At 60.0% G+C, this 23,314-nt stretch carries 16 protein-coding genes and 2 rRNA genes (1 of these 18 running past the window's edge); 4 read left to right on the top strand and 14 right to left on the bottom strand.

Features of this window, described 5'->3' with window-relative positions:
* Positions 1-33: 33 nt before the first annotated feature.
* The 3 genes from HU742_RS03215 to mdaB all read right to left on the bottom strand — a co-directional run bounded on the left by HU742_RS03215 (position 34) and on the right by mdaB (position 2,602).
* Entirely contained in the window at positions 34-927 is an 894-nt protein-coding gene (locus HU742_RS03215; protein ID WP_186643962.1) for an NAD-dependent epimerase/dehydratase family protein, read from the bottom strand.
* 103 nt (positions 928-1,030) lie between these two features.
* Positions 1,031-1,942 carry a LysR substrate-binding domain-containing protein gene (locus tag HU742_RS03210; RefSeq protein ID WP_186643964.1) on the bottom strand — a complete coding sequence of 304 codons (912 nt, stop codon included), beginning with the start codon at positions 1,940-1,942 and terminating at the stop codon, positions 1,031-1,033.
* A gap of 69 nt (positions 1,943-2,011) precedes the next feature.
* Complete coding sequence (mdaB, locus tag HU742_RS03205; protein ID WP_186643966.1) at positions 2,012-2,602, bottom strand: NADPH:quinone oxidoreductase MdaB; 591 nt, start codon at positions 2,600-2,602, stop codon at positions 2,012-2,014.
* 198 nt (positions 2,603-2,800) lie between these two features.
* On the opposite strand from mdaB, the gene HU742_RS03200 reads away from it, so the two are divergent.
* A complete protein-coding gene (locus HU742_RS03200) occupies positions 2,801-3,115 on the top strand; it encodes a putative quinol monooxygenase (RefSeq protein ID WP_186639434.1) in 315 nt (104 codons plus the stop codon).
* On the opposite strand, the gene HU742_RS03195 is transcribed toward HU742_RS03200, so the two are convergent.
* Positions 3,105-3,869, bottom strand: coding sequence for a sulfite exporter TauE/SafE family protein (locus HU742_RS03195; RefSeq protein ID WP_186643968.1), 765 nt, complete (start codon positions 3,867-3,869; stop codon positions 3,105-3,107). The two genes, HU742_RS03200 and HU742_RS03195, sit on opposite strands and share 11 nt — an antisense overlap.
* An 86-nt stretch (positions 3,870-3,955) precedes the next feature.
* Between HU742_RS03195 and HU742_RS03190 the strand changes: the two genes are divergently transcribed.
* Positions 3,956-4,837, top strand: a complete 882-nt coding sequence (locus tag HU742_RS03190) for a LysR substrate-binding domain-containing protein (RefSeq protein ID WP_186639415.1) — start codon at positions 3,956-3,958, stop codon at positions 4,835-4,837.
* 97 nt (positions 4,838-4,934) lie between these two features.
* Positions 4,935-5,279, top strand: a complete 345-nt coding sequence (locus tag HU742_RS03185; RefSeq protein WP_186639413.1) for a cupin domain-containing protein — start codon at positions 4,935-4,937, stop codon at positions 5,277-5,279.
* A 68-nt stretch (positions 5,280-5,347) separates the two neighbouring features.
* Here the strand turns inward: HU742_RS03185 and mmsB are convergent, their stop codons facing one another.
* Positions 5,348-6,244, bottom strand: coding sequence for a 3-hydroxyisobutyrate dehydrogenase (gene mmsB, locus HU742_RS03180; RefSeq protein ID WP_186643970.1), 897 nt, complete (start codon positions 6,242-6,244; stop codon positions 5,348-5,350).
* Positions 6,245-6,254: 10 nt separating this feature from the next.
* On the bottom strand, positions 6,255-7,781 hold the full coding sequence (locus HU742_RS03175; protein WP_186643972.1) for a CoA-acylating methylmalonate-semialdehyde dehydrogenase: 1,527 nt from the start codon (positions 7,779-7,781) through the stop codon (positions 6,255-6,257).
* 139 nt (positions 7,782-7,920) lie between these two features.
* Here HU742_RS03175 and HU742_RS03170 point away from each other — a divergent pair, with 139 nt between their 5' ends.
* Positions 7,921-8,868: a LysR family transcriptional regulator gene (locus HU742_RS03170; RefSeq protein WP_186643974.1), complete on the top strand. Its 948-nt coding sequence runs from the start codon at positions 7,921-7,923 to the stop codon at positions 8,866-8,868.
* Here the strand turns inward: HU742_RS03170 and yfiB are convergent.
* From yfiB to HU742_RS03130, 8 genes are all read right to left on the bottom strand, one after another.
* Positions 8,865-9,368, bottom strand: coding sequence for an outer membrane lipoprotein YfiB (gene yfiB / locus HU742_RS03165; RefSeq protein WP_186639407.1), 504 nt, complete (start codon positions 9,366-9,368; stop codon positions 8,865-8,867). The two genes, HU742_RS03170 and yfiB, sit on opposite strands and share 4 nt — an antisense overlap.
* A gap of 4 nt (positions 9,369-9,372) precedes the next feature.
* Positions 9,373-10,641 carry a diguanylate cyclase DgcN/YfiN gene (dgcN, locus tag HU742_RS03160; RefSeq protein ID WP_186612217.1) on the bottom strand — a complete coding sequence of 423 codons (1,269 nt, stop codon included), beginning with the start codon at positions 10,639-10,641 and terminating at the stop codon, positions 9,373-9,375.
* Positions 10,638-11,213 carry a regulatory sequestration protein YfiR gene (gene yfiR / locus HU742_RS03155; RefSeq protein WP_186643976.1) on the bottom strand — a complete coding sequence of 192 codons (576 nt, stop codon included), beginning with the start codon at positions 11,211-11,213 and terminating at the stop codon, positions 10,638-10,640. The genes dgcN and yfiR overlap by 4 nt, the downstream gene beginning before the upstream one ends.
* A gap of 138 nt (positions 11,214-11,351) precedes the next feature.
* Positions 11,352-13,445 carry an exodeoxyribonuclease V subunit alpha gene (recD, locus tag HU742_RS03150; RefSeq protein ID WP_186639403.1) on the bottom strand — a complete coding sequence of 698 codons (2,094 nt, stop codon included), beginning with the start codon at positions 13,443-13,445 and terminating at the stop codon, positions 11,352-11,354.
* The gene (recB, locus tag HU742_RS03145; RefSeq protein WP_186643978.1) at positions 13,442-17,131 is read right to left on the bottom strand and encodes an exodeoxyribonuclease V subunit beta; all 3,690 of its coding nucleotides are present in this window, start codon (positions 17,129-17,131) and stop codon (positions 13,442-13,444) included. Before recB ends, recD begins: the two co-directional genes overlap by 4 nt.
* Positions 17,128-20,586: an exodeoxyribonuclease V subunit gamma gene (gene recC, locus HU742_RS03140; RefSeq protein WP_186643980.1), complete on the bottom strand. Its 3,459-nt coding sequence runs from the start codon at positions 20,584-20,586 to the stop codon at positions 17,128-17,130. The genes recB and recC overlap by 4 nt, the downstream gene beginning before the upstream one ends.
* A 155-nt stretch (positions 20,587-20,741) precedes the next feature.
* Positions 20,742-20,857: ribosomal RNA gene (gene rrf / locus HU742_RS03135) — 5S ribosomal RNA — on the bottom strand.
* A gap of 161 nt (positions 20,858-21,018) precedes the next feature.
* Positions 21,019-23,314: ribosomal RNA gene (locus HU742_RS03130) — 23S ribosomal RNA — on the bottom strand (it continues 596 nt past the right edge of the window).

Raw genomic sequence — 23,314 nt, 5'->3', positions numbered from 1 at the left:
CGTCACCTTCGCCCCTGTCGATCGGGTCTGGATTCATACCATCTCTTCAAGAATCCACGCCACCACTGACGTCCGCTTCGGCGTCCAGCCCAACAGTTCACGAGCATTCTTGCCGCGCACGCGGCTGTTGGAGCCCAGGCCGTAATTGGCCATTTCGTAGCCCCACTCAGCCTCGGCGTCGGCCAGCGGCCAGTCTTGCGGTTCGCCAAGGTCCAGCGCCCGGGCCATCGCAGTGGTCATTTCGATGAAAGAAGCTTCGCCGCTTTCGACGAAATAGAACGTGCCGGGCACATTGCGAGTCAGCGCCAGCTTGTACAGCTCGACCACGTCCTCGATGTGCACGTTAGACCAGATGTTCTGCCCCGGACCGACATGCCGCACCACTGCGCTTTTGCGTGCCTGTTTGAGCAGGCGCGGCAGTTGCACGCTGTCACGCTTGACACCCAGGCTGTGGCCGTAGATCAGCGTGTTACAGATGACCGCCGAATTCACGCCATCCTTCGCGGCGTCGAGGATCAGGTTGTCGATCGCGACTCGCGCCGCCTTGTCGACGGTGGGTTGCGGCAGGTTGTTTTCGTAGTAGATGTCATTGCTGGCGCGACCGCCCGATGCATCGCCGACGATGCTCGAACCGCTGGTGTGCAACAGCGCTTTGTTCGAGCCTTTGAGCGCCTCGACCAACGCTTCGACCGCGCCACGGTGGTCGCTGCTGGCGGCGTTGATCACCGCATCCGCGGCACGGGCCTGTTCGGCCAGTAGCGTGCTGTCGTCGAGGGTGCCGATCACCGGCTCGATGCCCAAGGCGATCAGTTCGTTGGCCTGTTCGGCGGTGCGCACCAGGCCGGTGACGCGATGCCCGGCCCGCACGAGACCAGTGGCAATGGAACCGCCGATAAAACCGGCGGCGCCGGTAACAAATACGTTCATGGGATAACTCCTTGGCCAGATCAGTGATGGAATGAGTATCGAGGGCCGGTCCTTGCCGAAACAGCCCACATTGCCCAAATCACTCTTGCCTTGAAGTCACGAATCAGCCTTTGAACTCTCGCGAAGCGTACCCGGCGAGTTTGCCTTGGATGAAATCCAAAAAGCACTGGATCCGCAATGCCAGCTGGGAGTTGCGGTAGTACACCGCGTTGATCGGCTGGCGGTAGCCGCTGTTGGCATCGGCCAGCAATACCTTGAAACGACCGGCGCTGATGTCGTCGCGGGTCATGAAGTCCGACAAGCAAGCGATGCCCTGCCCTTGCAGCGCCAGGTGACGCACCGTTTCGCCGCTGGACGCGCTGATAGCCGGCTGGATCGGCCAGCGGTCCCCGTGAACGTGGCGCAGCGGCCACTGGTTGAGGCCGTCGTTCTGAGCGAAACCCAGCAGCGAATGCTCGGCCAGCTCGGCGACGCTTGTAGGTGTGCCGTGCCGCTTGAGGTACGCCGGGCTGGCCAGGATGTGCAACGGACTGCAGCCCAGCGACCGCGCGTGCAGCGTCGAGTCAGTGAGGGTGCCGATGCGGATGGCAACGTCGGTGCTTTGCTCAAGCAAATCGATGATCAGGTCGTTGCTGTTGAGCTCGAGCTGGATGTCCGGGTAGAGCGTGCGGAACTCTTCGATGTGCGGAACGATGGCGTGCAGCATGAACGGCGAGGCGGCATTGATCCGCAAGCGCCCGGCGGGGTTCTTCTGGCGGGACGACAGGCGCTCTTCCAGCTCGTCCATCTGGTCGAGAATGCCCTTGGCCTGCTCGAAGAAATATTTCCCCTCCTCGGTCAGGTCCATGCGGCGCGTGGTGCGGTTGATCAGCGTGGTATCGAGCTTGGCTTCCAGGCGCGACAACGTGCGGCTGACCGCCGATGGCGTCTGTCCGACCTGCTCGGCGGCGGCGGAAATCGACCCGCATTCGATCACGCAGACGAAGATCTGCAACTCGTCGGATCTGGCTTTCACAGGCGTCCTCTCATGGGTGCACATCCAATGTGCCAAGGCTGCTTCAGGTGAAGCCTGATACTAGCCGGATTACCGCGAAAGGCCGAACACCTCAATCAAATGCCGCTCATACCGCGCCACATCCTCTTCGATGTTGGGACGCTTCATCACGTCCACGCAGAGGAACGTCGGTAGCCCGGTCATGCCGAGGAATTGGTTGGCTTTGTGAAAGGGGAAATACACGGCGTCCACGCCCTTGGCTTCGAAGAAATCAGTCGGGTCGTCGAAGGCTTGTTGCGGGGCGTTCCAGGTCAGCGACAGCATGTATTGCTTGCCCTGCACGAGGCCGCCGCTGCCGTATTTTTGCGATGCGTCGGAACGGGTGCGACCGTCGCTGGCATAGAGGCTGCCGTGGCCTTCGGTGAAGACCTCGTCGATGTATTTCTTCACGGTCCATGGCGCGCCCATCCACCAGCCCGGCATCTGGTAGATGATTACGTCGGCCCAGAGAAACTTGGCGACTTCTTCCCTGATGTCGTAGCCGCCGTCGATGAAGGTGGTTTTCACATCGAAACCGCCGCGGTCCAATACGCTGACCGCCGTGTCATGAAGAGTGGTGTTGTAGCGACCGTCTGAGTGGGCGAATTGTTTACCGCCGTTGAGCAGCAGGACTTTTTTCATGAAGAGCCTCATCAGGTCCCCTGGCGTGCGCCGTTGAGCGGGTGGCGAAGGGACGGTTGAAAATGATGGCGGCAGAATATCGGGGACTTACGCGCGGAGTAAGCACTGCAATGGCAAAACTGATTTGACCAATACGCAAAAATGAGCCGCTGATTGTTGCCGTAAAATACACTCAAACAGTCATTCCAGGACTCTCCCATGAGCCAGCAGCACGGTTTTATCCTGTACGCCAAGACCCGCCCCGAACAAGCCGAAGCCTTCGAAGCGCTATTTCGCGCCTACGTCGAACCGAGCCGCGCCGAGCCCGGCTGCATCGAATACCACATGCTGCGCGACCAGCAGGACCCGACGCTGTTCATCTTCTATGAGATCTGGGCGTCCAAGGCCGACCTGGACGTGCATTCGGACTTGCCGCATATGAAGCAGTTCTTTGAGCAGCGCATGGATTATCTGGAACGCGACTTCGATATCCGCCGCGTCGACATGCTCAGTCCATCCTCGGCTAGCCGCTGATCAACAGATGGCCGCCAAGCACGCCGAGGCCGACGAAAAAGACCCGTTTGAACAACACGGCGCTGATTCGCTGGCGCAGCCATTGCCCCAGCCACATCCCCAACAGCGCCGGCACCAACGCCAGCAGCGAAGCGCTCAACTCGCCGCCGCCCAGGGCGCCACGCCATAGCAGGCCGGTCGCCAAGGCCAGTGTCGAGACGGTGAATGACAGGCCGAGGGCTTGTACCAGTTCATCCTTGCTCAAGCCCAACGCTTGCAGGTACGGCACCGCCGGGATGACGAACACGCCAGTCGCCGAAGTGATCACACCGGTCAGCAGGCCGCAGAGCGGAGCGAGCCAGTGTTCGCTGCTGGCGTTAACCCGCAGCGTTGGCAACAACAGCCCACTCAATGCATACAACACCAGCGCGGCACCGAGCGCCCGCACCGCCCAAGCGCCGCCCACCATGCCGATCCACAGCGTGCCGAGACCGGTGCCGATGAAAATCGCCAGCAGCAGCGGCCATAAACGCCGGATAAGCGCTCGCAAATGCCCGCCGAACGCCAGTTGCCAAACGTTGGTCAGCGTCGCCGGAATGATCAGCAACGCCGCAGCCTGCGTCGGCGCCATAGCCAGCCCGAGCAAACCCATGGAGATGGTCGGCAGCCCGAGGCCAATCACGCCCTTGATCGTGCCGGCCAGCAGGAAGGTGCCAATGACCAATAGAGACAGCGCTGGGCCGAGGTTCTGATAAAACGCGATAAGTGTATTCATGGGCGTATCCTGCGCCGCGAGCGTTTGCTTTAAAATCTGCCATATACTCAGGCAGCCTCTCTTCCTGCAAGAGGCTGGAGTTTTGCATGCACTTCGACCTCATTGACTTGCGGCTCTACCTGAACATCCTCGATACCGGCAATATCACCGCCGGCGCTGCCAACAGCCATTTATCCCTGGCGGCGGCGAGTGCGCGAGTCCGCGCCATGGAAGCCTCCCTGGGCATCGCCTTGCTCGAACGCGGGCGGCGCGGCGTCACCCCGACGCCGGCGGGCAAAGCCTTGGCCCAGCATGCCCGGGTCCTGCTGCAACACGCCGAGCATCTGCAGCAGGACCTGAGCGAATACGCCAAAGGCGTCAAAGGTCGAGTGCGGCTGTTGTGCAACACCAGCGCCATGACCGAATACCTGCCGGAGTTGCTGGCGAGCTTTCTCAAGGCCCATGCGAACCTCGACATTGATCAGCAAGAGTTGCCCAGCGCCCGGATTACCCACGCGCTTCGCCAAGGTGCGGCAGACCTGGGCATCGTTTCCGACGCGGTGGATACCAGCGGCCTTCAAACCTGGCCTTTTCGCGATGATCCATTGGTCTTGATCCTACCGGCCGGACACCCTTTGGCTGACGGCCGCACGCCGAGTTTCAGCGAAACCCTCGGCCACGACTATGTAGGCCTGAACGCATCAAGCGCCTTGGCAATCCATCTGGAGGAGCAGGCACTGCACCTCGGCTCACGCATGCAGATCCGCATTCGCGCCGACGGTTTCGACGGGGTGATCCGCATGGTGGCCCATGGCGCGGGCATTGCCATCGTGCCGAACGCCGCAATTGAGCGCCGCACGCGCGAGCCTGCGTTTCATTGCGTCCCGCTGCAGGAAGCCTGGGCACACCGGGCATTGTTGTTATGCGCGCGCAATTTCGAACGTTTGCCCGCGTATGCCAAAGCCATGGCCAGGCATTTGGCCGAGTGACGCGCGCTTCTGGACAGCCCGGTGTCGAGCACAGGCATCTGCCAGGTCTCGCGCCACGCTAGGGTGCAGGTTCTTTCCTGCCCCTTTCGGAGCTCACATGACCGCCCCCCTCACCGTCCTGCGCGACACCCATCCGCTGCCCGTACTCGATGCCTGCAAATGGGAAAAACTCGAAGGCGACCCACATACCGTCAACCTCAATGCCTACACCAGCGAAGACGGCAGCAAGATCATGGGCACCTGGATCTGCACACCTGGTAAATGGCGTGTGGATTATGTGAAGTGGGAGTACTGCCATTTCCAGGAAGGCTACTGCGTGATTACCCCGGACGGGATGGCGCCGATTCACCTGCGGGCCGGTGACATTTTTGTCGTTGAGCCAGGCATGAAAGGCACCTGGGAAGTGGTCGAGACCGTGCGCAAATATTTCGTGTTTGCCTGAAACAAAAAAACCGAGAGCCCCCTGTGTGGCGAGGGAGGGATCTCCCTCGCCACAAAAGCCTCTCGATATCAAAGGTCCTGTTGCGACTTGCGATAGCTGTTCACAATCGCCGAAAAATCCTTCCCGCCTTCGCCCCGTTGGCTCATTGCCTGATACAACTGCTGCGCCACCGCGCCGAGTATCACCGGCTGACGGGCCTGTCGCGCGGCTTCGGTGGCCAGGCCCAGGTCCTTGAGCATCAGGTCGGCGCCGAAACCGCCGGTGTAACCTCGCGCCGCCGGAGCCGTCTCGATCACGCCGGGCCATGGGTTATAGGTGTCCGAGCTCCAGCAACGACCCGTCGAACTGTTGATGATGCTGGCCAGCACTTGCGTGTCGATCCCCAAGGCATCACCGAGCGCCATCGCTTCGCTGACGCCGACCATGGAAATCCCAAGCAGCAGGTTGTTGCAGATCTTGGCGATCTGCCCGGTGCCGACTTCGCCACAATGCACGATGTTGCGGCCCATTTGCCCCAGCACAGGCTGCAAGGTCGCGAACAATTCAGGCGTGGCGCCCACCATGAAGGTCAGGGTGCCTGCCGCCGCGCCGCCGGTGCCGCCCGAGACAGGCGCATCGGCCATGGCCACGCCTTGCCTGGCAGCGGCAGCCGCTACATCGCGGGCGGTTTGCGGATCGATGGTGCTGCAATCCACCGCCGGCGTGCCGGCGGCGATGCCAGCGAGCACGCCGTCCTCACCGAGCCAGACACTGCGCACATGAGCGGCAGCCGGAAGCATGGTAATTACCAGCGCCGCGCCTTGCGCCGCATCACGAGGCGAGGCGCTGATGGTGCCGCCCAATGCCGCGAGCTCGGCCAGCACGGTCTGGTTCAGGTCGAACAGATTCAGCGAATGGCCGGCCTTGAGCAGGTTGCGCGCCATCGGCGCGCCCATGTTGCCCAGGCCGATAAATGCGATATTCATGTCCGGCTCCTCAACGCAAATTGATGGTGGTGTTCACACCGTCGTTGACGCTGTCATCATCGAACCAGCGCGCGGTAACGGTCTTGGTCTGAGTGTAGAACTGCACCACTTGTTTGCCGTACGGACCGAGGTCGCCGAGTTTCGAACCGCGAGAACCGGTGAAGCTGAAGAGCGGCACCGGCACCGGGATCGGGATATTGATGCCCACTTGGCCGACGTCGATTTCGCTCTGGAACTTGCGCGCCGCCGCCCCGCTCTGGGTGAACAAGCCGGTGCCGTTGCCAAATGGATTGGCATTGACCAAGGCAATCGCCTGATCCAGGGTGTCGACTTCCAGCACCACCAGCACCGGGCCAAAGATTTCTTCGGTGTAGATGCGCATGTCGGTGGTCACGCCGGAAAACAGCGTTGGGCCAACGAAGTTGCCCTGCTCGAAGCCCGGTACGCTGATGTCGCGACCGTCCAGTTCAAGCTTCGCGCCTTGCTGCACGCCGCTTTCGATCAATTCGAGGATGCGCGCCTTGGCCCGCTTGGAAATCACCGGGCCGACGTCGGTACCCGGCTCGCTGCCCGCGTTGACCTTGAGTTTTTGCGCCAGGGCCTTGAGTTCCGGCAACCATTGTTTGGCCGCGCCCACCATCACCACGACCGAGGTCGCCATGCAGCGCTGGCCCGCCGCGCCGAAACCGGCACCTACCAAGGCATTGAGGGTTTGCTCGCGATTGGCATCCGGCAGCACGACCGCGTGGTTCTTGGCGCCCATCATCGATTGCACGCGTTTGCCGTGACGGCCCGCCAAGTCATAGACATGGGTGCCAACCGCCGTCGAACCGACGAAGGAAACCGCCTTGATGTCCTTGTGGGTGCAGAGCGCATCCACCACGTCCTTGCCGCCATGCACCACGTTGAGCACTCCCGGCGGCACGCCGGCCTCGATGGCCAGCTCTACCAGCAACATGGTCGACAGCGGATCCTGCTCGGACGGCTTGAGCACGAAGGTATTACCGCAGGCGATGGCCATCGGGAACATCCACAGCGGGATCATTGCCGGGAAGTTGAACGGGGTGATGCCCGCGCACACACCGATCGGCTGGCGCAGCGTGTAGGTGTCCACGCCACCGGCGACGTTCTCGGCAAACTCGCCCATTTGCAGGGTGCCGATGGAACAGGCGTGCTCGACCACTTCCAGGCCACGGAAAATATCGCCCTCGGCGTCAGCAATGGTCTTGCCCTGCTCGGCGCTGAGCACCGCGGCGATGCGCTTGGAGTGCTCACGGATCAACGCCTGGAGCTTGAGCATGATGCGCATCCGCGCACCGATGGGCGTCAACTTCCAGGTCTGGAACGCTTGCTGGGCGGCGGCGATGGCAGCGTCGACTTCCGGCGCAGTGGCAAACGGGACCCTCGCCAGCACCTGTTGGGTGGCCGGGTTGACGATGTCATGCCATTCGCTGGACTGGGATTCAACCCACTCGCCATTGATCAACAACTTGACGGTTTGCAGAGTGGTATCGCTGGGCGTAAGGGAAACGTTCATGCCGGCCTCCGGGATTGTTCTTATAAGAGAGCGCTGGTTCAGCAAAGACCAAGGTACACAGACACCTTGGTGACGAGACGGTTTTTGGAGTATAGATGTGCAAACTTCTAATAAGAACGCACATAAAAACCGGTCCATCATGCAAAAAAACATCACCTCCCTGGGTTCGCTGAACTGGGACGACCTCAAGTTTTTCCTCGAAGTGGCACGCACCCGCAAGGCCAGCACGGCGGCGAAACGGCTGGCTGTCGATTACACCACCGTGTCCCGACGCATCAGCTCGCTGGAAACATCACTGGGCACGCTGCTGTTTGAGAAATCCCGGACCAACGGTTTTATCCTGACCGCCGAAGGCCAACGGTTGCTGGGTTATGCGGAGTCGATCGAAAGCACGCTGCACATGGCTTGCGAGCAGGTGTCGGGTTCAGGAGTGGCGCTGTCCGGTCATGTGCGCATGGGCTGTACCGAAGGCTTCGGCAGCTTCTTCGTCACGCCGCAGTTGAGCCACTTCGTCGACGCCTATCCGGCGATTTCCGTCGATATCCTGCCGCTGCCACACTTCATCAGCCTGTCCAAGCGCGAAGCCGACATCGTCATCGCCCTGGAACGCCCCGAACACGGCCCGTATGTATGCTGCAAACTGTGCGACTACCGGCTGCAGCTCTACGCCACCCAGCAATACCTGGACAACCACCCGCCCATTCACCGTCCGGCAGACTTGGGCAAGCATTCGTTCATCAGTTATGTGGACGATTTGGCGTTCAGTTCCGAGCTGCTCTACCTGGCCAACGTGCTCCCCGGCGCGCACGCGCATCTGCGCAGCACCAGCGTGATCGCGCAATTCGTGGCGGCACAGCAAGGCCGGTCGCTGGCAATCCTGCCGTGTTTTTTGGCCGCCCAAGACCCGCGCTTGCTGCCGGTACTGCCAGAGGAAATCACCGTGACCCGGCAGTTCTGGATGTACTGCCGGGAGGATTTGAGGAAGCTCAAGCGGATTACCCTGTTGTGGGATTACATCCGCGAGGTGACCGAACAGAACCAGCCATTGCTGATGGGCGCCAGCCGAGAGATGGTATTCGCCGACTAGTCGGCGATGACCACGATGGCGACGCGACGATTCTCGGTGCGACCGTTGGCGGTGTCGTTGGAGGCGACTGGCTGGCTGCTGCCGAGGCCGCGCGACTGAACGTTTTCTTCGCGCATGCCGACGCCGATCAAGACTTTGCCGACACTGTTGGCCCGTCGTATCGACAATTGTTCATTGTAGGCCTGGGAGCCTGATGCGTCGGTATGGCCATCGACGCGTACGCGCTCGATACCTGCACCCAGCAGTGCCTTGCCGATCCGTTCGACGATCTCGGTACTGGCCGGGTTGAGGCTTTCGACGTCGCTGCCAAACAGCACCTTGCCGGAAAGACCGAAGGCCCAGCCTTCGTCAGTCAACTTGAACCCCTGCTCCTTGAGGACCGCTATTTGCGCCGGGGAAAGCCCTTTCTGCGGTGCCGTCTGGCATGCGGTGAGGGTAAAAATCGCGATGCATAAAAATGCCGCGTAACGCAGCAGAGGAAAACGAGAATTTGAAAGCATGCATTCAGCTCCTGGTTTGAAGATCCGCGACCGAGTGCTCCGACCCCGCCGTGTGTTGGCCGCCTCGGGCGAGGCGTTTGGCCTGGTACATCGCCGCATCGGCGGCACTGAGCAGGGCGCCGGGCGTGGCGCCATGCTCTGGGTAAACGGCAATGCCGATACTGAGGGAGGTCAGGACCGAGGCATTGCCGGGCAGTTGAATTGGCATCTCCATGCTGGCGATGATTTTTTCCGCGATACGTTCGGCGTCTTCGATCTTGTGCAAGGGCGACAACAGCACGGCGAACTCATCACCGCCCAGGCGCGCCACCAGGTCATCCTCGCGCAGCTGCGCTCGGACCCGGGTCGCGACGGCGGTCAATACCGCGTCACCGGCGGCGTGCCCAAAGTTGTCATTGATGCCCTTGAAACGATCACTGTCCAGGTACAGGACGGCCACTTGCTCGTCGAGCTTGTTGGCATTACGCAACGCACGGATCAGCCGGCCCTCGAAAAACGCCCGGTTCGGCAACCCCGTCAGACTGTCGTGGCTGGCCTGGTGGGCCAGGGTTTCGTTCTCGCTTTGCAAATGGGTCTGCCAGGACTCAAGTTCAGCGAGCAACGCATTGAAGTCATTGCCCAGATTGTCCAGCTCTGCGATGTCTGCCGGTGGCACCCGACGGTCCAGGACGCGTTCGCAGCGCGCGGCGTGAGCCACTTCAGCCAGGCTGCGCAGAGGCCCGGTGATCGCCCGCAACTGACGTCGCGCCAGAAACAGCGCGACCCAGGCGCTGATCGCCGTGCATAAAATGATCCCCGCCAGGCCGCTGAGCAGAAAACGCAACAGGCTGCCGCCATGTCCTGCCAGCAGGATCCTGCCGACATTCTGCCCTTGATGGACGATGGGCAGGCTGATGGGCTTTTCCAGGAAGGCCTTGGCGATGTGCATTTCCAGCTCCGACAACAGGCCGGTTTCCGGTCGCTGCCAGTGGGCCAGCAGTCGACCGTGCTCGTTGAACACCTGGGCATCGGCCACTTCTTCGGTGTTGGCAATCAAGGCAAGCGCTTCGGTGGCGGCAGCCGCGTCATCGAACACCACGGCGGCTTCCACGGTGTAGTTGATGGAACGGGCGATGAGGTGCAAGTTGTGATCGGCATAGACCCGCAAGGCAAGCACACCCAGCAACGTCAGGGAAACGCTGGCCATGGTGATCGCCACCAGCGCGACGATCAAATGACCGCGCCCGATGACCGAGCCCAACGTAGGACGAATCCGTGGTTTGGACGAATTCATGGTGCGGCAGGCCTGCGGCGTGATAGCTGCAGCACGCTCGGATGGATACGCACGCCACTGCGGGCCACCGAATCGAGATTGACCTCGAACGACACTTGTTCATCACCGACCCGCAGGCAGAACAGGCTGCCGACAGTGCATTGATCGCCGCCCTCGCTGATGCTCAACACCGGTTTACCGATCAAAGAGGCAAACAGGCGGGCGCGTTCATCGCTGGTCAGCTGGCCGATGTAGACGGCGTTGCAGTCGGTGGGAATGCCTGGATGGTCCGCCAGCACTCGTTGCACGACCACCGGCCGACCAGTGGCCTGGATGGTGCCTTTGACAAGATCGTCCGTGTATTGGGTCGGCCCGACGATGCACAGTTGCAGCTGCGTTGGCTCCACAGGCCAGCGAGCATAGCTGAGTATGCCCATCACGACTTGTGCAACCGCCTCGGCTCGCAGGTCGGCTCGGGTCGTGGACGGTGGATCTTGGGCGACAGCAACAGGCGACAGCAAACACAAGAGAGCAGCAGGCAAATAATGCCGGCATCGCTTCCTGCGAACTGTCTCCCATAGCGTCGTTGTCATGGACAATCTCTTGGTTGTAGATACGAGCCGGAACGATAACACAGTGTCAAAAAGCCAGCGAGACGATGGCCTATAGAGGCTTCCGACAAAAAACAGGCGTTTCATGGTCGAGACTTTGCACCGCTATAGCTTGATCATTCATTCAGCCTGCTCCCATTCCAACATCAATCCGCTCAAGCGCTTGACCTTGCGCCGGACCGCCTCTTCGAATATTCCCGCCCGCGGCTCTATCAGGCTGAACCAGCGCTTGCCCCGGGTAATGGCTGTATACACCAGTTCCTTGGTCAATACCGGATTCAACGCATCGGGGAGAATCAATGCCGTGTGGGTGAATTCCGAGCCCTGGGACTTGTGTACGGTCATGGCGTACACGGTTTCCACGTCATTCAAGCGGCTGGGGAGTACGAAACGCACGCCACCCTGGCCATCGTTACGCGGGAAGGCGACCCGCAAAACCTGTTTGCCCGCGTCAGGCCCGTCACGCTCGGGCAGCTTGAGGGCAATGCCGATATCGCCGTTCATCAATCCGAGCCCATAGTCGTTGCGGGTCATCAATACCGGACGCCCCTCGTACCACAGGTGATCATTTTCGATCAGGCGAGCCCTGAGCAGTGCGGCGGTGATTCGCAGATTCAGCCCTTCGACGCCCCACGGACCTTTGCGTACGGCGCAAAGCAGCTGGAACTCGTCGAACGCCGACAGGACATCCCGCGCCCAATCGGCCCAGCAGTGATCTTCCAACGGGCGAGAAATGGCCGGGCGCAGTTGCCGCATCACGCTCAAATAATGCCGATATCCTTGTGGCCCGGCTGGCAGGCCGTCGAGCAATAAACGCTCAAGCGTCCCGTCGTGCTCGCTTTTCAAGGCCAGGGTAAACAGGTCGTCATATTGGCCTTGCGACAACAACTGACGGGCTTGCTCAGGCTGTTGCGCATTGACCCTGCGAGCCAGTTGGCCGATACCACTGCCCTCGCCAAAACGCCGCGAATGCCTGAGCATCACCACTTGCTGGGCCAAGGGGTGGGCGCCATCGAGGTCCTGCTTCAGATCGCTGGCCGTCAGGTCTTCCCCGCTGACGGACTCGAGCCAGGCCAGGGTCTGCGGGCTGTACCAGCCTTCCTCGGCATCCCGACACAAATCCCCCAGTACCGCACCGGCCTCTACCGAAGCCAATTGGTCCTTGTCCCCCAGCAATACCAACCGCGCATGAGTCGGCAGCGCATCCAGCAAATTCGCCATCATTTCCAAGTCGATCATCGACGCTTCATCGACCACCAATACATCCAGTGGCAATCGATTGCCTCGATGATGACGAAAATGTCGAGTACCAGGACGGCTGCCCAGTAACCGGTGGACCGTAGTGACTTCGCAGGGAATGCGTTCGCGCACGGCATCGGTCACATCCAGCGTGCGGACCTGCTGGCTGATGGACTCGGTCAGGCGTGCCGCTGCCTTGCCGGTCGGTGCGGCCAGGCGAATGCGCAGCGGTTTTCCAGCCTCGACGGCCGGTGCCTGCAGCAAGGCGAGCAGGCGCACGACCGTAGTGGTCTTGCCGGTGCCCGGGCCACCGGTGACGATGCTGAAGGCGCTCCGTGTCGCCAACGCACAGGCCAGTTTCTGCCAGTCGATCGGTCCTGTCTTGCTGGCCGGCCCGAACAACCCGGCCAGGCGCTCGCCCAGGTCAGCGGGAGCAGTTTCATGTTCGGCCAGTCGCTGGCGCAACGCTTCATCGATCCGTCGTTCGTATCCCCAGTAACGACGCAAATAAAGGCGCTTGCCGGACAGTACCAACGGGCGTTGCTGCGCCTCCTCGCCCTTATCGACAGCCAGGGCTACCAGCCGGCTCGATGCCAGGACCTTGCACCAATGGGCGCCCTCCAAGGTGCGCAACACCTGGGACGGCAGCAATACCCCGCTTTGCAGGTCACCTTCCGGGGGTAATGACAGTGCAAAATCCGGCTCCTTGAGTGTCTCGAACAAGTCCAGGCAGACATGCCCGTGGCCCAGTTGATGGCTGGTGAGTGCTGCGGCAAGCAAGACCAGCGGGTCGTCATCAGGCGCCAACTCATGGAGAAACGCGACAAAAGCCTTGTCCAGTGCCCGCAGCCAACCGCGCTCCACCCACCGCGTGAGCAACAATAACAGGTCATTGGCGTGCCCCAAGGGCGCCAGGTTCATCAGGCTCTCGTCATCGGACGCCTTGGGCAGCAGATCGGCAAAAGAACGACTCATAACAATTCTCCCTGCACCCACGCCGGCTCGGCCTTGGGTTCGGGCGCCCCTTGGAACAGGCGATCGAGTTGCTCGATAAGGGTTCGTGGAGGTTTGGTGAAGTACACGCCCTGGCTGGCTGCGCGCGTTCCGCGAAGGAAGATGTACAACGCGCCACCCACGTGCCGGTCGTAGTCATAGTCGGGCAAGCGCGCCTTGAGCTGGCGATGCAGGGCCAACAGGTACAACACGTATTGCAGGTCGTAACGATTGTCCAGGATCGATTGCTCCATGGCATGCTCGGTGTAGGCCGCATCATCGATACCCAACCAGTTGGATTTGTAGTCGGCCACGTAATAACGACCGTCGTGCTCGAAGGTCAAGTCGATGAAGCCCTTGAACATACCGTTGAGCAACACCGGCTCCGCAGCGATGCGAGCCACGCCACCATGGGTCGATCGGCAGACCAGGTCATCGAGCTTGAGCACGTCGACCTTATGGCTGGCGAACCAGAACTCCATCTCGACTTGGTATCGTTCCAGCTGCCCCAACACCACCGGAGCCTGGTCCGCACCGCTCGGCAAAGGCGTTGTGATCAGGTGCAGCAACCAATCGCCAAGCGTATTGATCCAGCCGTTCCAGCCCCGACGATTGCAGCGCCGGGCAATGGCGTCCTCGATGATCGCCGGCGTCGTTGGAAAGCCTTCGCCGGCGGCCCACTCCAGAAGTCCGTGAAGAAAAGTGCCGGGGTTGGGGCCGCGGGGAAAGCGGTGGATATCGCCGCCGGCAGCGACAGCTTCCCTCGGTGCGTCCGGGTCGAGTCGCTCGTCATCGAACAGCTTCTGCGCCTGCGGATTTTCCGGTGCGGTGTCGCTACCCGCATTGAGGCTGTCGCCGAAGCGTAATGCGCTATAGGACGCGATCCACCAGTTTTCACTGGCCTTACGCACGGGCAACAACGGCTCGAGCAGTAACGCGTCGTTGCGGGCGGGCCGGTAGTGTTCGGCGCTGGGCTGCGGCATCTCCAGGCAGCTCACCGCCTGGCTGCCTTGTTGCAGATCTTCCAGCCACCGCCTCAGTCCCATCGACTCGCTCAGCGGCGCGCCTGCGCCGAGCAGATAACCCAGGGCAGACAGATGCAGGATCGATCGGTTGTTGCTGCCGCGCTTGAGATCGGCGACACCCAGCCAACACGCATGTTGCGCGCGCGTGAGCGCCACGTACAGGAGACGCAGATCCTCGGCCAGACGCTCGTCATCGGACTTGATAATCAGCTCGGGGGTAGGCGAGAGACTGATCTGCGCCTGGCCGGTTTCATCGTGGTAATGCAAAGGCAACCGACTGCCGTCGACCGGTTTCGTCGAGCAAATGAACGGCAAGAAGACCAACGGATATTCGAGCCCCTTGGATTTATGGATCGTAACCACTTTGACCAACTGCTCGTCGCTTTCCAGGCGCAGGATTTGTTCTTCTCCCGCTTGCCCGGTCAATGCCAGGTGTTCGCAAAGATATCGGATCAACGCTTGTTCGCCATCCAGCTCGACCGCAGCCTGCTGCAACAGCTCGCACAAGTGCAACAAATTGGTTAGCACGCGCTCACCGTCATCGCGCGTCATCAGCGCCTGGGGCAGTTTGAAATCGTGCAGCAGACGCCTCAGCATGGGCAGCACGCCTTGTGTGCGCCAGACCATCCGATAGCCACGAAATTGCATGACACGACTTTCCCAGGCCAGCTCATCCTGGTTGAGGCGCTCCAACTCTGTCAGTGGCAAATTCAAGGTGATACTGGCCAGCGCTGCCCGCAGCGGTCGCTCGACATCCGGCTCGGCGCAAGCCTTGAGCCAGGTCAGCAGGTCCCGTGCTTCCTGCGAGGCGAAGACCGAGTCCTTGTCCGACAGATACACACTGCGCACACCGCGAGCAGACAACTCGCCTCGCACGGCCTGCGCTTCCTTGCCATCGCGTACCAGAATGGCGATATCGGCCGGCAGGATCCCGCGACGCATTGTTTCTTCCTGGACAAATCCGTCACGCCCCGACTGGCCACCGTTAAGCAGTGCGGTGATTTCACTGGCGCAAGCAGCGGCCATATGCTGTCGATACACCGCGCCGGAAATGGGCTGGTCCGAAGCCAGGTGCCAGATATTCAGGGCTGCCACGGCCTGTCCCGCGACCCGCAAAGACTCCTTGCGTCCTTGGGACTCGACAGGCAGGAACGGCACTGGATTGTTACCCGATGGCTCACGGAACAAGAAAGCCCCCCGCCCCTGCGGACGCGACTCGGCGCTCTGGAAAACATGGTTTACCGCGCTGACCATGGCATGACTGGAACGGAAGTTCGTTCCCAGCGTATGCAACCGGCCAGCCGTGGCTTGCCGGGCGCGCAGGTAGGTATAGATGTCAGCACCGCGAAAAGCATAGATGGCTTGTTTCGGATCACCGATCAGGAAAAGCCCCGTCTCGGGATCATTGTCTCCAATGCGGTAGATGCTTTCGAAGATGCGGTACTGGACCGGATCGGTGTCCTGGAACTCGTCGATCAAAGCGACTGGAAACTGCTCGCGAATCAAGCTCGCCAGGCGCTCCCCGCCCTCAGCCTGCAAAGCCGCGTCCAGGCGCAACAGCATGTCGTCGAAGCCCATCTCCGCCCGGCGACGTTTCTCCGCTTCGAAGCGCGCCCCGACCCACTGCGCGGCATGCTGCAACACTGCGGCCTCGGGGGTGGGCAACGCATCCAGGCTGGCCTTGAGGCTCGACATGGCATCCAGTCCGGGGTGATTGGGCACCTCGCCTTTCCAGGCCTCTGCCATGCCCTCGGGCGTCAATCGCGTGAAGCCGGTGCCGATATCCAGGAGCTCAAGGCTTTCGTCTTCGACCCAGGCGGTAATTTTCTGAAACCACGGCTCGAAGTAACGGGCCTGCATCTTGCGCCCGTCGACGCTTTTGTTGGCAACGCCCTGCTGGCAGATCTCCAATAGCTCCACGGCCCATTGGCGCCAAGGCGCCTTGAGATCGAGCAAGGCGGCGCTGCGTTCCTGCAGGGACGCAGCGATGAGTTCTGCAGGGGCAAGTCCATCGCCATTGCCGCGCGCGCTGGCAAACAACCCTCTGACGCGCGGCAGCAGCGCGGCGGGCCCGCCCCAATGAGTGCGCACCCAGCTCAACGCTTCGCCCTGCATCGAGTAGCAGAACAGTCGCCAGTAGTCGCGCAGCACCTCGCCGAGCAGTTCGCTGTGATCGGTTTCCAAGGTCTGGGTGAACAGGCTGCCGCTGTCGAAAGCGTGCTCGCGCAGCATCCGCTGGCACCAGCTATGGATAGTCGAAACAGCCGCTTCGTCCATCCACTGCGCGGCAATATCGAGCCGGTTCGCACAGGCTGCCCATTGCTCTGAATCGAACTCGTCGCGCAACGCCGTGATCAACGAGTCCGGGGCAGGAATTTCTTCGCGAAAAAACCGCGCCGCCTCTGCCAGGCGCGTGCGGATACGCTCACGCAGTTCCTTGGTGGCGGCGTCGGTAAAAGTCACCACCAGGATTTGCGGAGGCAGGAGCTCGCGACCAAACCGGTTCTCCGGACCGCCATGCCCCAATACCAGGCGCAGGTACAGCGCCGAGATGGTAAAGGTCTTGCCTGTCCCGGCACTGGCTTCGATCAACTGGCTGCCACGTAGCGGAAAGGCCAGGGCCAAAGGGATTTGCCGGCTCATGGACGTCCTTCCTCGGCGGTCAATGAACGCCACGGGGCTTCGATTAGCGGTCGGTAAAGCGCATCGCACCAATCGGGAAATGTTTCGTCAGCCACCAAGGCATCGAAGTCGGCATATTGTCGAGCTAGCGCCGGGCTTTCGCGTCGCTCACCTTCGAACGTCAACCCGTCGCCTTCATAGGCTTTTCGAGCCGCCGCCTCGGCTTTGTCCAGGTCGCCCTGGCCGAGCCAGGCGAAAGCCGTCTTCACCGCTATCGGTAAAGGCTGGCGCATACCGCTCTGCCAGGCTTGCAACAGATCGCCGAGCAGCTTTCGCGCAACCGGCTCCTCAAAAGGCTCCAGTAGTAAACTATCGTCGCTGGCGACCAATGCCGTCGTCATCGAAAGTCCGCTGGCGCAGGCTACGAGATGGTTGACCCAGGGGCGTATCAGGCGATGCCATTTGCGGGTCTTGGTAGAGCCAATGCTGTTCGGGATCGCGGTAATGGCCAGGACTTCACCATCGGATCGCTGGTGCAAGCCGCTGAGCCAACCTTCTACGCTGACATCGTTCAGTTGCAGGCTGACAGGCAACGCGCTTGTCAGCGGGGTTGGCCATAACGCCAGGAGCTGCTGGTAACGCTGGAGCAGGTCAGGCAGCGGCTCTACCAACTCACGCTGCATGCATTCACCAAAACCAGCCATGGGTAACAGGCCGCTGTTCTGTAACCTCCGGGCATGAGCCTCCAAGGCCAGATCCGGTTGATCGAGGCGAACGAGAGCAGCCTCGAGCAGGCTGTCACTCAAGCTGTAGCGCTGCAGGGCATCGAGGACGAAGGGTTCGTCATTGGCCAGCGGAGCTTCAAAGGTCTCGAAAAACACCTTGAGCCGCTGACTGAAGAAATGACGGACAGGGTTGCGTAGGAAGTCCTGCAACTGACCAAGGGCCAAGGGTTCTTCCTGGACGTAGGGGGCCAACATTGGAGGCGTGGCGACCTGGTCGTGGCTATGGTGAAGCGCGCGCCATTCGCTGGCATAGCTGAACAGATCATCGCCCTGATAAAAGTAACGGGCGCTGAACGGTTGTAAAGGATGTTCTTGGGTCAGTGCTTCGAGAAGCTCGCCATCGCTATTGCCATCTGGCAATCGCCAGCCGCTGGCGAGATGGTCACGCAACTGGCCGATCAATACGGATGCAGGCCGCTCGCTGTTGTCACGGATACTGCGGCCGACCCAACTGATATAAAGCTTCTCCCGCGCAGAAAGCAGCGCTTCCAATAACAGGTAGCGGTCGTCCTCACGCCGGGAACGGTCGCCAGGTCGGTAGTCGCTACCCATGAGGTCGAAGTCCAACGGCGGTTGCGCTCGCGGGTAATCACCGTCGTTCATTCCCAACAGGCAGACCAGCTTGAAGGGGATGGCGCGCATCGGCATCAAGGTACAGAAATTGACCGCCCCGGCGAGGAAGCGCTGGGACAATCGCCCCTGATCCAGCCCGGCCAGCCAGGCTTCTCTCACGACCGTCAAAGGCAGCTCGTCATCCAGTCCAACCGAATCGCAGGTTTCCAGCCAGGTTTCACGCAGGTCCTCCAGTTGGGCCAGCAAGTAGTCGTCATGTTCGTTGCTCGCCAAGAAGAACAACTGCATTAAATCATGCAGACGCGCGCCCCAATCCTGGGGTGACGCCGGTTGGCTAAGCTCTTGATGGGCGACCTCAAGCGCGTCCAGCAGAGCAACCAGCGGACCGATCAATGCGGCGTCAAGGCCGCCGATTTCGTCATAGGGCTCAATGTCCTCGTAAGCCTGCGAGGTGCCGACCGCGTATCCCAGCAACATGCGACGCAGGCCAAAACGCCAGCTGTTCTGTTCAAGCTCCGCAGGCAACCCCAACCCGGCACGATGCTCGGCGCTCATTCCCCAGCGGATGCCGGCTCCCTCGATCCAGCGGTGCAGTGTCGGCAAGTCAGCCTCGTCAATGCCGAACCGCTCGCGCAATGCCGGGACATCCAGCAAATCAAGGATTTCGCTGACCGGGAAGCGACTATCAGGCAGCTTGAGCAAATGCTCGACGGCGATCAACAGCGGGTCGCGTCCACGCTGGCCCTGGTCGGTCAGCGTGAATGGAATGAAACGAGGGTCGGTCCTGTCGAGCTGACCGAATACTGCCCGGATATGCGGCGCATAACTGTCGATGTCCGGGACCATGACGATGATATCCCGTGGGCGCAGGGTCGGGTCCTTGCTGAAATGGGCGAGCAACTGATCATGAAGGATTTCAACTTCGCGCTGGGCGCTGTGGGCAATATGAAAACGGATCGATCCGTCTCGCTCGGTATCGACCGCTGGCCAGTGCTCCCGGGTTTCGTCCAAGGGACGCAATTCGAGGATGTCATCCTGCAGCTGGCTGAGAAGGGTCGTGGGATCACTCTCGCTGAACAAATCGATCCGTCCCTCGCGAAATACCGAACGATAGGTGTTTGGATCGTCATAACTGTCGAGGAGGTTGATGTAGTCACGCCCTTGCTTCCCCCAGGCCGCCAAAAGCGGATGAGCGTGCTGATGCAAAGTTTGCGGGTCGAGGATTTCTGGCATGCCGGTCTTGCGCGCCTGCCGCTTGTATTGATGGCGAAGCAAATCCTTGTCGGCCACGATGTCAGCCCAATGGTGGCGGCACGGGTTGTGAACACACAACAGAACCTGGCTGAATCGTGACAGACCGGCGAGAGCCTCGAGAGCTTGTGCTGGCAACGAGGAGATGCCGAAGACTATTACCCGCGCAGGCAGACCTTGGGGAGCGACATCCAGGCCATTGATTCGCTCGATATAGCGTTGATGGACCCCTGCTCGGCTTTGAGCCATGCCCTTCTCACCCACATCCAGCAACAAGGCCCGCCACAACTCCGCTTGCCAACAATTTGCCGGAGCAAGCAGCTTGGCTTCACCACGGACGCTTCGCGTCTGATGTCGTCCCTGCGCCCAGTCTTCAAGCCAGTCGGCCCGGTACACCTGATATTGATCGAACAGATCGGCCAGGCGCTCAGACAGTTGGTATCGCTTGCGCAAATCCGTGTCATGGGTAAGAAAACGTCGCAGGGGTTCGAAATGGGGCTGTTCGATCAATTGCGGAAGGAGGCGCATCAGCCTCCACGTGAGCGGAGCCTTGTCCAGCAGCGACTTGGCCGGAATTTCGTCACGGCCAAGTACCATCCGATAGAGCTGCCACATAAAGCTGCCGGGCAACTGCACATCAATGGCAGCCGCAATACCGCAACCGCCCGTGTCATCGTCCTGGGGATCTTCTGCCAGTGCCAACTTCAGCCATTGGGCAATGCCGTTGCTTTGTACCAGCGCGATTTCATTCTCAAGAGGCCTCAGCGGATAACGCCGCATCAGGCTGATTACCAGGCTGCGCAGCTCATCGAGGCGATTCCCATGGACCACCATGAAAGCAGGGGTGAGGGACGTCGCGTCTGGCATAAGGGCATCCTTGAAAAGTGCAAAAGCTAGGGCAGAACCTTAGCACTGTCGGGTGGCTGTGACAGCCAGGACCTGTCCGTGTCTGTCGTAAGAACTTTCCTGCAGGCAAAACAAAACCCCTACCTGCGTCAGCAGATAGGGGTTTCGGAATTTAATCTTGACGATGACCTACTCTCACATGGGGAAACCCCACACTACCATCGGCGATGCATCGTTTCACTGCTGAGTTCGGGATGGGATCAGGTGGTTCCAATGCTCTATGGTCGTCAAGAAATTCGGGTACCGAGTCGTGGCCGGCTGGCCTCGCTTCAGCAAATTGGGTATGTGATAGCTTCGGTGTTTTTGTGAGATTCGAACTTTCGGTTCGTTTCGTCTTCACACACCGCAATCTGGCGCCCTGCATGCAGGATCAGCAAATTGCTTGGGTGTTATATGGTCAAGCCTCACGGGCAATTAGTACAGGTTAGCTCAACGCCTCACAGCGCTTACACACCCTGCCTATCAACGTCGTAGTCTTCGACGGCCCTTCAGGGGACTCAAGGTCCCAGTGAGATCTCATCTTGAGGCAAGTTTCCCGCTTAGATGCTTTCAGCGGTTATCTTTCCCGAACATAGCTACCCGGCAATGCCACTGGCGTGACAACCGGAACACCAGAGGTTCGTCCACTCCGGTCCTCTCGTACTAGGAGCAGCCCCTCTCAAATCTCAAACGTCCACGGCAGATAGGGACCGAACTGTCTCACGACGTTCTAAACCCAGCTCGCGTACCACTTTAAATGGCGAACAGCCATACCCTTGGGACCGGCTTCAGCCCCAGGATGTGATGAGCCGACATCGAGGTGCCAAACACCGCCGTCGATATGAACTCTTGGGCGGTATCAGCCTGTTATCCCCGGAGTACCTTTTATCCGTTGAGCGATGGCCCTTCCATACAGAACCACCGGATCACTAAGACCTACTTTCGTACCTGCTCGACGTGTCTGTCTCGCAGTCAAGCGCGCTTTTGCCTTTATACTCTACGACCGATTTCCGACCGGTCTGAGCGCACCTTCGTACTCCTCCGTTACTCTTTAGGAGGAGACCGCCCCAGTCAAACTACCCACCATACACTGTCCTCGATCCGGATAACGGACCTGAGTTAGAACCTCAAAGTTGCCAGGGTGGTATTTCAAGGTTGGCTCCACGCGAACTGGCGTCCACGCTTCAAAGCCTCCCACCTATCCTACACAAGCAAATTCAAAGTCCAGTGCAAAGCTATAGTAAAGGTTCACGGGGTCTTTCCGTCTAGCCGCGGATACACTGCATCTTCACAGCGATTTCAATTTCACTGAGTCTCGGGTGGAGACAGCGCCGCCATCGTTACGCCATTCGTGCAGGTCGGAACTTACCCGACAAGGAATTTCGCTACCTTAGGACCGTTATAGTTACGGCCGCCGTTTACCGGGGCTTCGATCAAGAGCTTCGCGTTAGCTAACCCCATCAATTAACCTTCCGGCACCGGGCAGGCGTCACACCCTATACGTCCACTTTCGTGTTTGCAGAGTGCTGTGTTTTTAATAAACAGTCGCAGCGGCCTGGTATCTTCGACCGGCGTGGGCTTACGCAGCAAGTGCTTCACCCTCACCGGCGCACCTTCTCCCGAAGTTACGGTGCCATTTTGCCTAGTTCCTTCACCCGAGTTCTCTCAAGCGCCTTGGTATTCTCTACCCAACCACCTGTGTCGGTTTGGGGTACGGTTCCTGGTTACCTGAAGCTTAGAAGCTTTTCTTGGAAGCATGGCATCAACCACTTCGTCACCCAAAGGGTAACTCGTCATCAGCTCTCGGCCTTGAGATCCCGGATTTACCTAAGATCTCAGCCTACCACCTTAAACTTGGACAACCAACGCCAAGCTGGCCTAGCCTTCTCCGTCCCTCCATCGCAATAACCAGAAGTACAGGAATATTAACCTGTTTTCCATCGACTACGCTTTTCAGCCTCGCCTTAGGGACCGACTAACCCTGCGTCGATTAACGTTGCGCAGGAAACCTTGGTCTTTCGGCGTGGGTGTTTTTCACACCCATTGTCGTTACTCATGTCAGCATTCGCACTTCTGATACCTCCAGCAAGCTTCTCAACTCACCTTCACAGGCTTACAGAACGCTCCTCTACCGCATCACTTGCGTGATACCCGTAGCTTCGGTGTATGGTTTGAGCCCCGTTACATCTTCCGCGCAGGCCGACTCGACTAGTGAGCTATTACGCTTTCTTTAAAGGGTGGCTGCTTCTAAGCCAACCTCCTAGCTGTCTAAGCCTTCCCACATCGTTTCCCACTTAACCATAACTTTGGGACCTTAGCTGACGGTCTGGGTTGTTTCCCTTTTCACGACGGACGTTAGCACCCGCCGTGTGTCTCCCATGCTCGGCACTTGTAGGTATTCGGAGTTTGCATCGGTTTGGTAAGTCGGGATGACCCCCTAGCCGAAACAGTGCTCTACCCCCTACAGTGATACATGAGGCGCTACCTAAATAGCTTTCGAGGAGAACCAGCTATCTCCGAGCTTGATTAGCCTTTCACTCCGATCCACAGGTCATCCGCTAACTTTTCAACGGTAGTCGGTTCGGTCCTCCAGTTAGTGTTACCCAACCTTCAACCTGCCCATGGATAGATCGCCCGGTTTCGGGTCTATTCCCAGCGACTAGACGCCCTATTAAGACTCGCTTTCGCTACGCCTCCCCTATTCGGTTAA

It is taken from the genome of Pseudomonas marvdashtae (assembly GCF_014268655.2).
Taxonomy (GTDB): domain Bacteria; phylum Pseudomonadota; class Gammaproteobacteria; order Pseudomonadales; family Pseudomonadaceae; genus Aquipseudomonas; species Aquipseudomonas marvdashtae.
Note: the sequence above shows the minus strand (reverse complement) of the source record. Positions and strands in the feature narration are given on the sequence as shown.

Excerpts from the sequence above, each read along its gene's own strand:
- HU742_RS03215 (WP_186643962.1), bottom strand. The coding sequence starts at position 927 with ATGAACGTATTTGTTACCGGCGCCGCCGGTTTTATCGGCGGTTCCATT.
- mdaB (WP_186643966.1), bottom strand. The coding sequence starts at position 2,602 with ATGAAAAAAGTCCTGCTGCTCAACGGCGGTAAACAATTCGCCCACTCA.
- HU742_RS03200 (WP_186639434.1), top strand. The coding sequence starts at position 2,801 with ATGAGCCAGCAGCACGGTTTTATCCTGTACGCCAAGACCCGCCCCGAA.
- HU742_RS03195 (WP_186643968.1), bottom strand. The coding sequence starts at position 3,869 with ATGAATACACTTATCGCGTTTTATCAGAACCTCGGCCCAGCGCTGTCT.
- HU742_RS03190 (WP_186639415.1), top strand. The coding sequence starts at position 3,956 with ATGCACTTCGACCTCATTGACTTGCGGCTCTACCTGAACATCCTCGAT.
- HU742_RS03185 (WP_186639413.1), top strand. The coding sequence starts at position 4,935 with ATGACCGCCCCCCTCACCGTCCTGCGCGACACCCATCCGCTGCCCGTA.
- mmsB (WP_186643970.1), bottom strand. The coding sequence starts at position 6,244 with ATGAATATCGCATTTATCGGCCTGGGCAACATGGGCGCGCCGATGGCG.
- HU742_RS03175 (WP_186643972.1), bottom strand. The coding sequence starts at position 7,781 with ATGAACGTTTCCCTTACGCCCAGCGATACCACTCTGCAAACCGTCAAG.
- HU742_RS03170 (WP_186643974.1), top strand. The coding sequence starts at position 7,921 with ATGCAAAAAAACATCACCTCCCTGGGTTCGCTGAACTGGGACGACCTC.
- yfiB (WP_186639407.1), bottom strand. The coding sequence starts at position 9,368 with ATGCTTTCAAATTCTCGTTTTCCTCTGCTGCGTTACGCGGCATTTTTA.
- dgcN (WP_186612217.1), bottom strand. The coding sequence starts at position 10,641 with ATGAATTCGTCCAAACCACGGATTCGTCCTACGTTGGGCTCGGTCATC.
- yfiR (WP_186643976.1), bottom strand. The coding sequence starts at position 11,213 with ATGACAACGACGCTATGGGAGACAGTTCGCAGGAAGCGATGCCGGCAT.
- recD (WP_186639403.1), bottom strand. The coding sequence starts at position 13,445 with ATGAGTCGTTCTTTTGCCGATCTGCTGCCCAAGGCGTCCGATGACGAG.
- recB (WP_186643978.1), bottom strand. The coding sequence starts at position 17,131 with ATGAGCCGGCAAATCCCTTTGGCCCTGGCCTTTCCGCTACGTGGCAGC.
- recC (WP_186643980.1), bottom strand. The coding sequence starts at position 20,586 with ATGCCAGACGCGACGTCCCTCACCCCTGCTTTCATGGTGGTCCATGGG.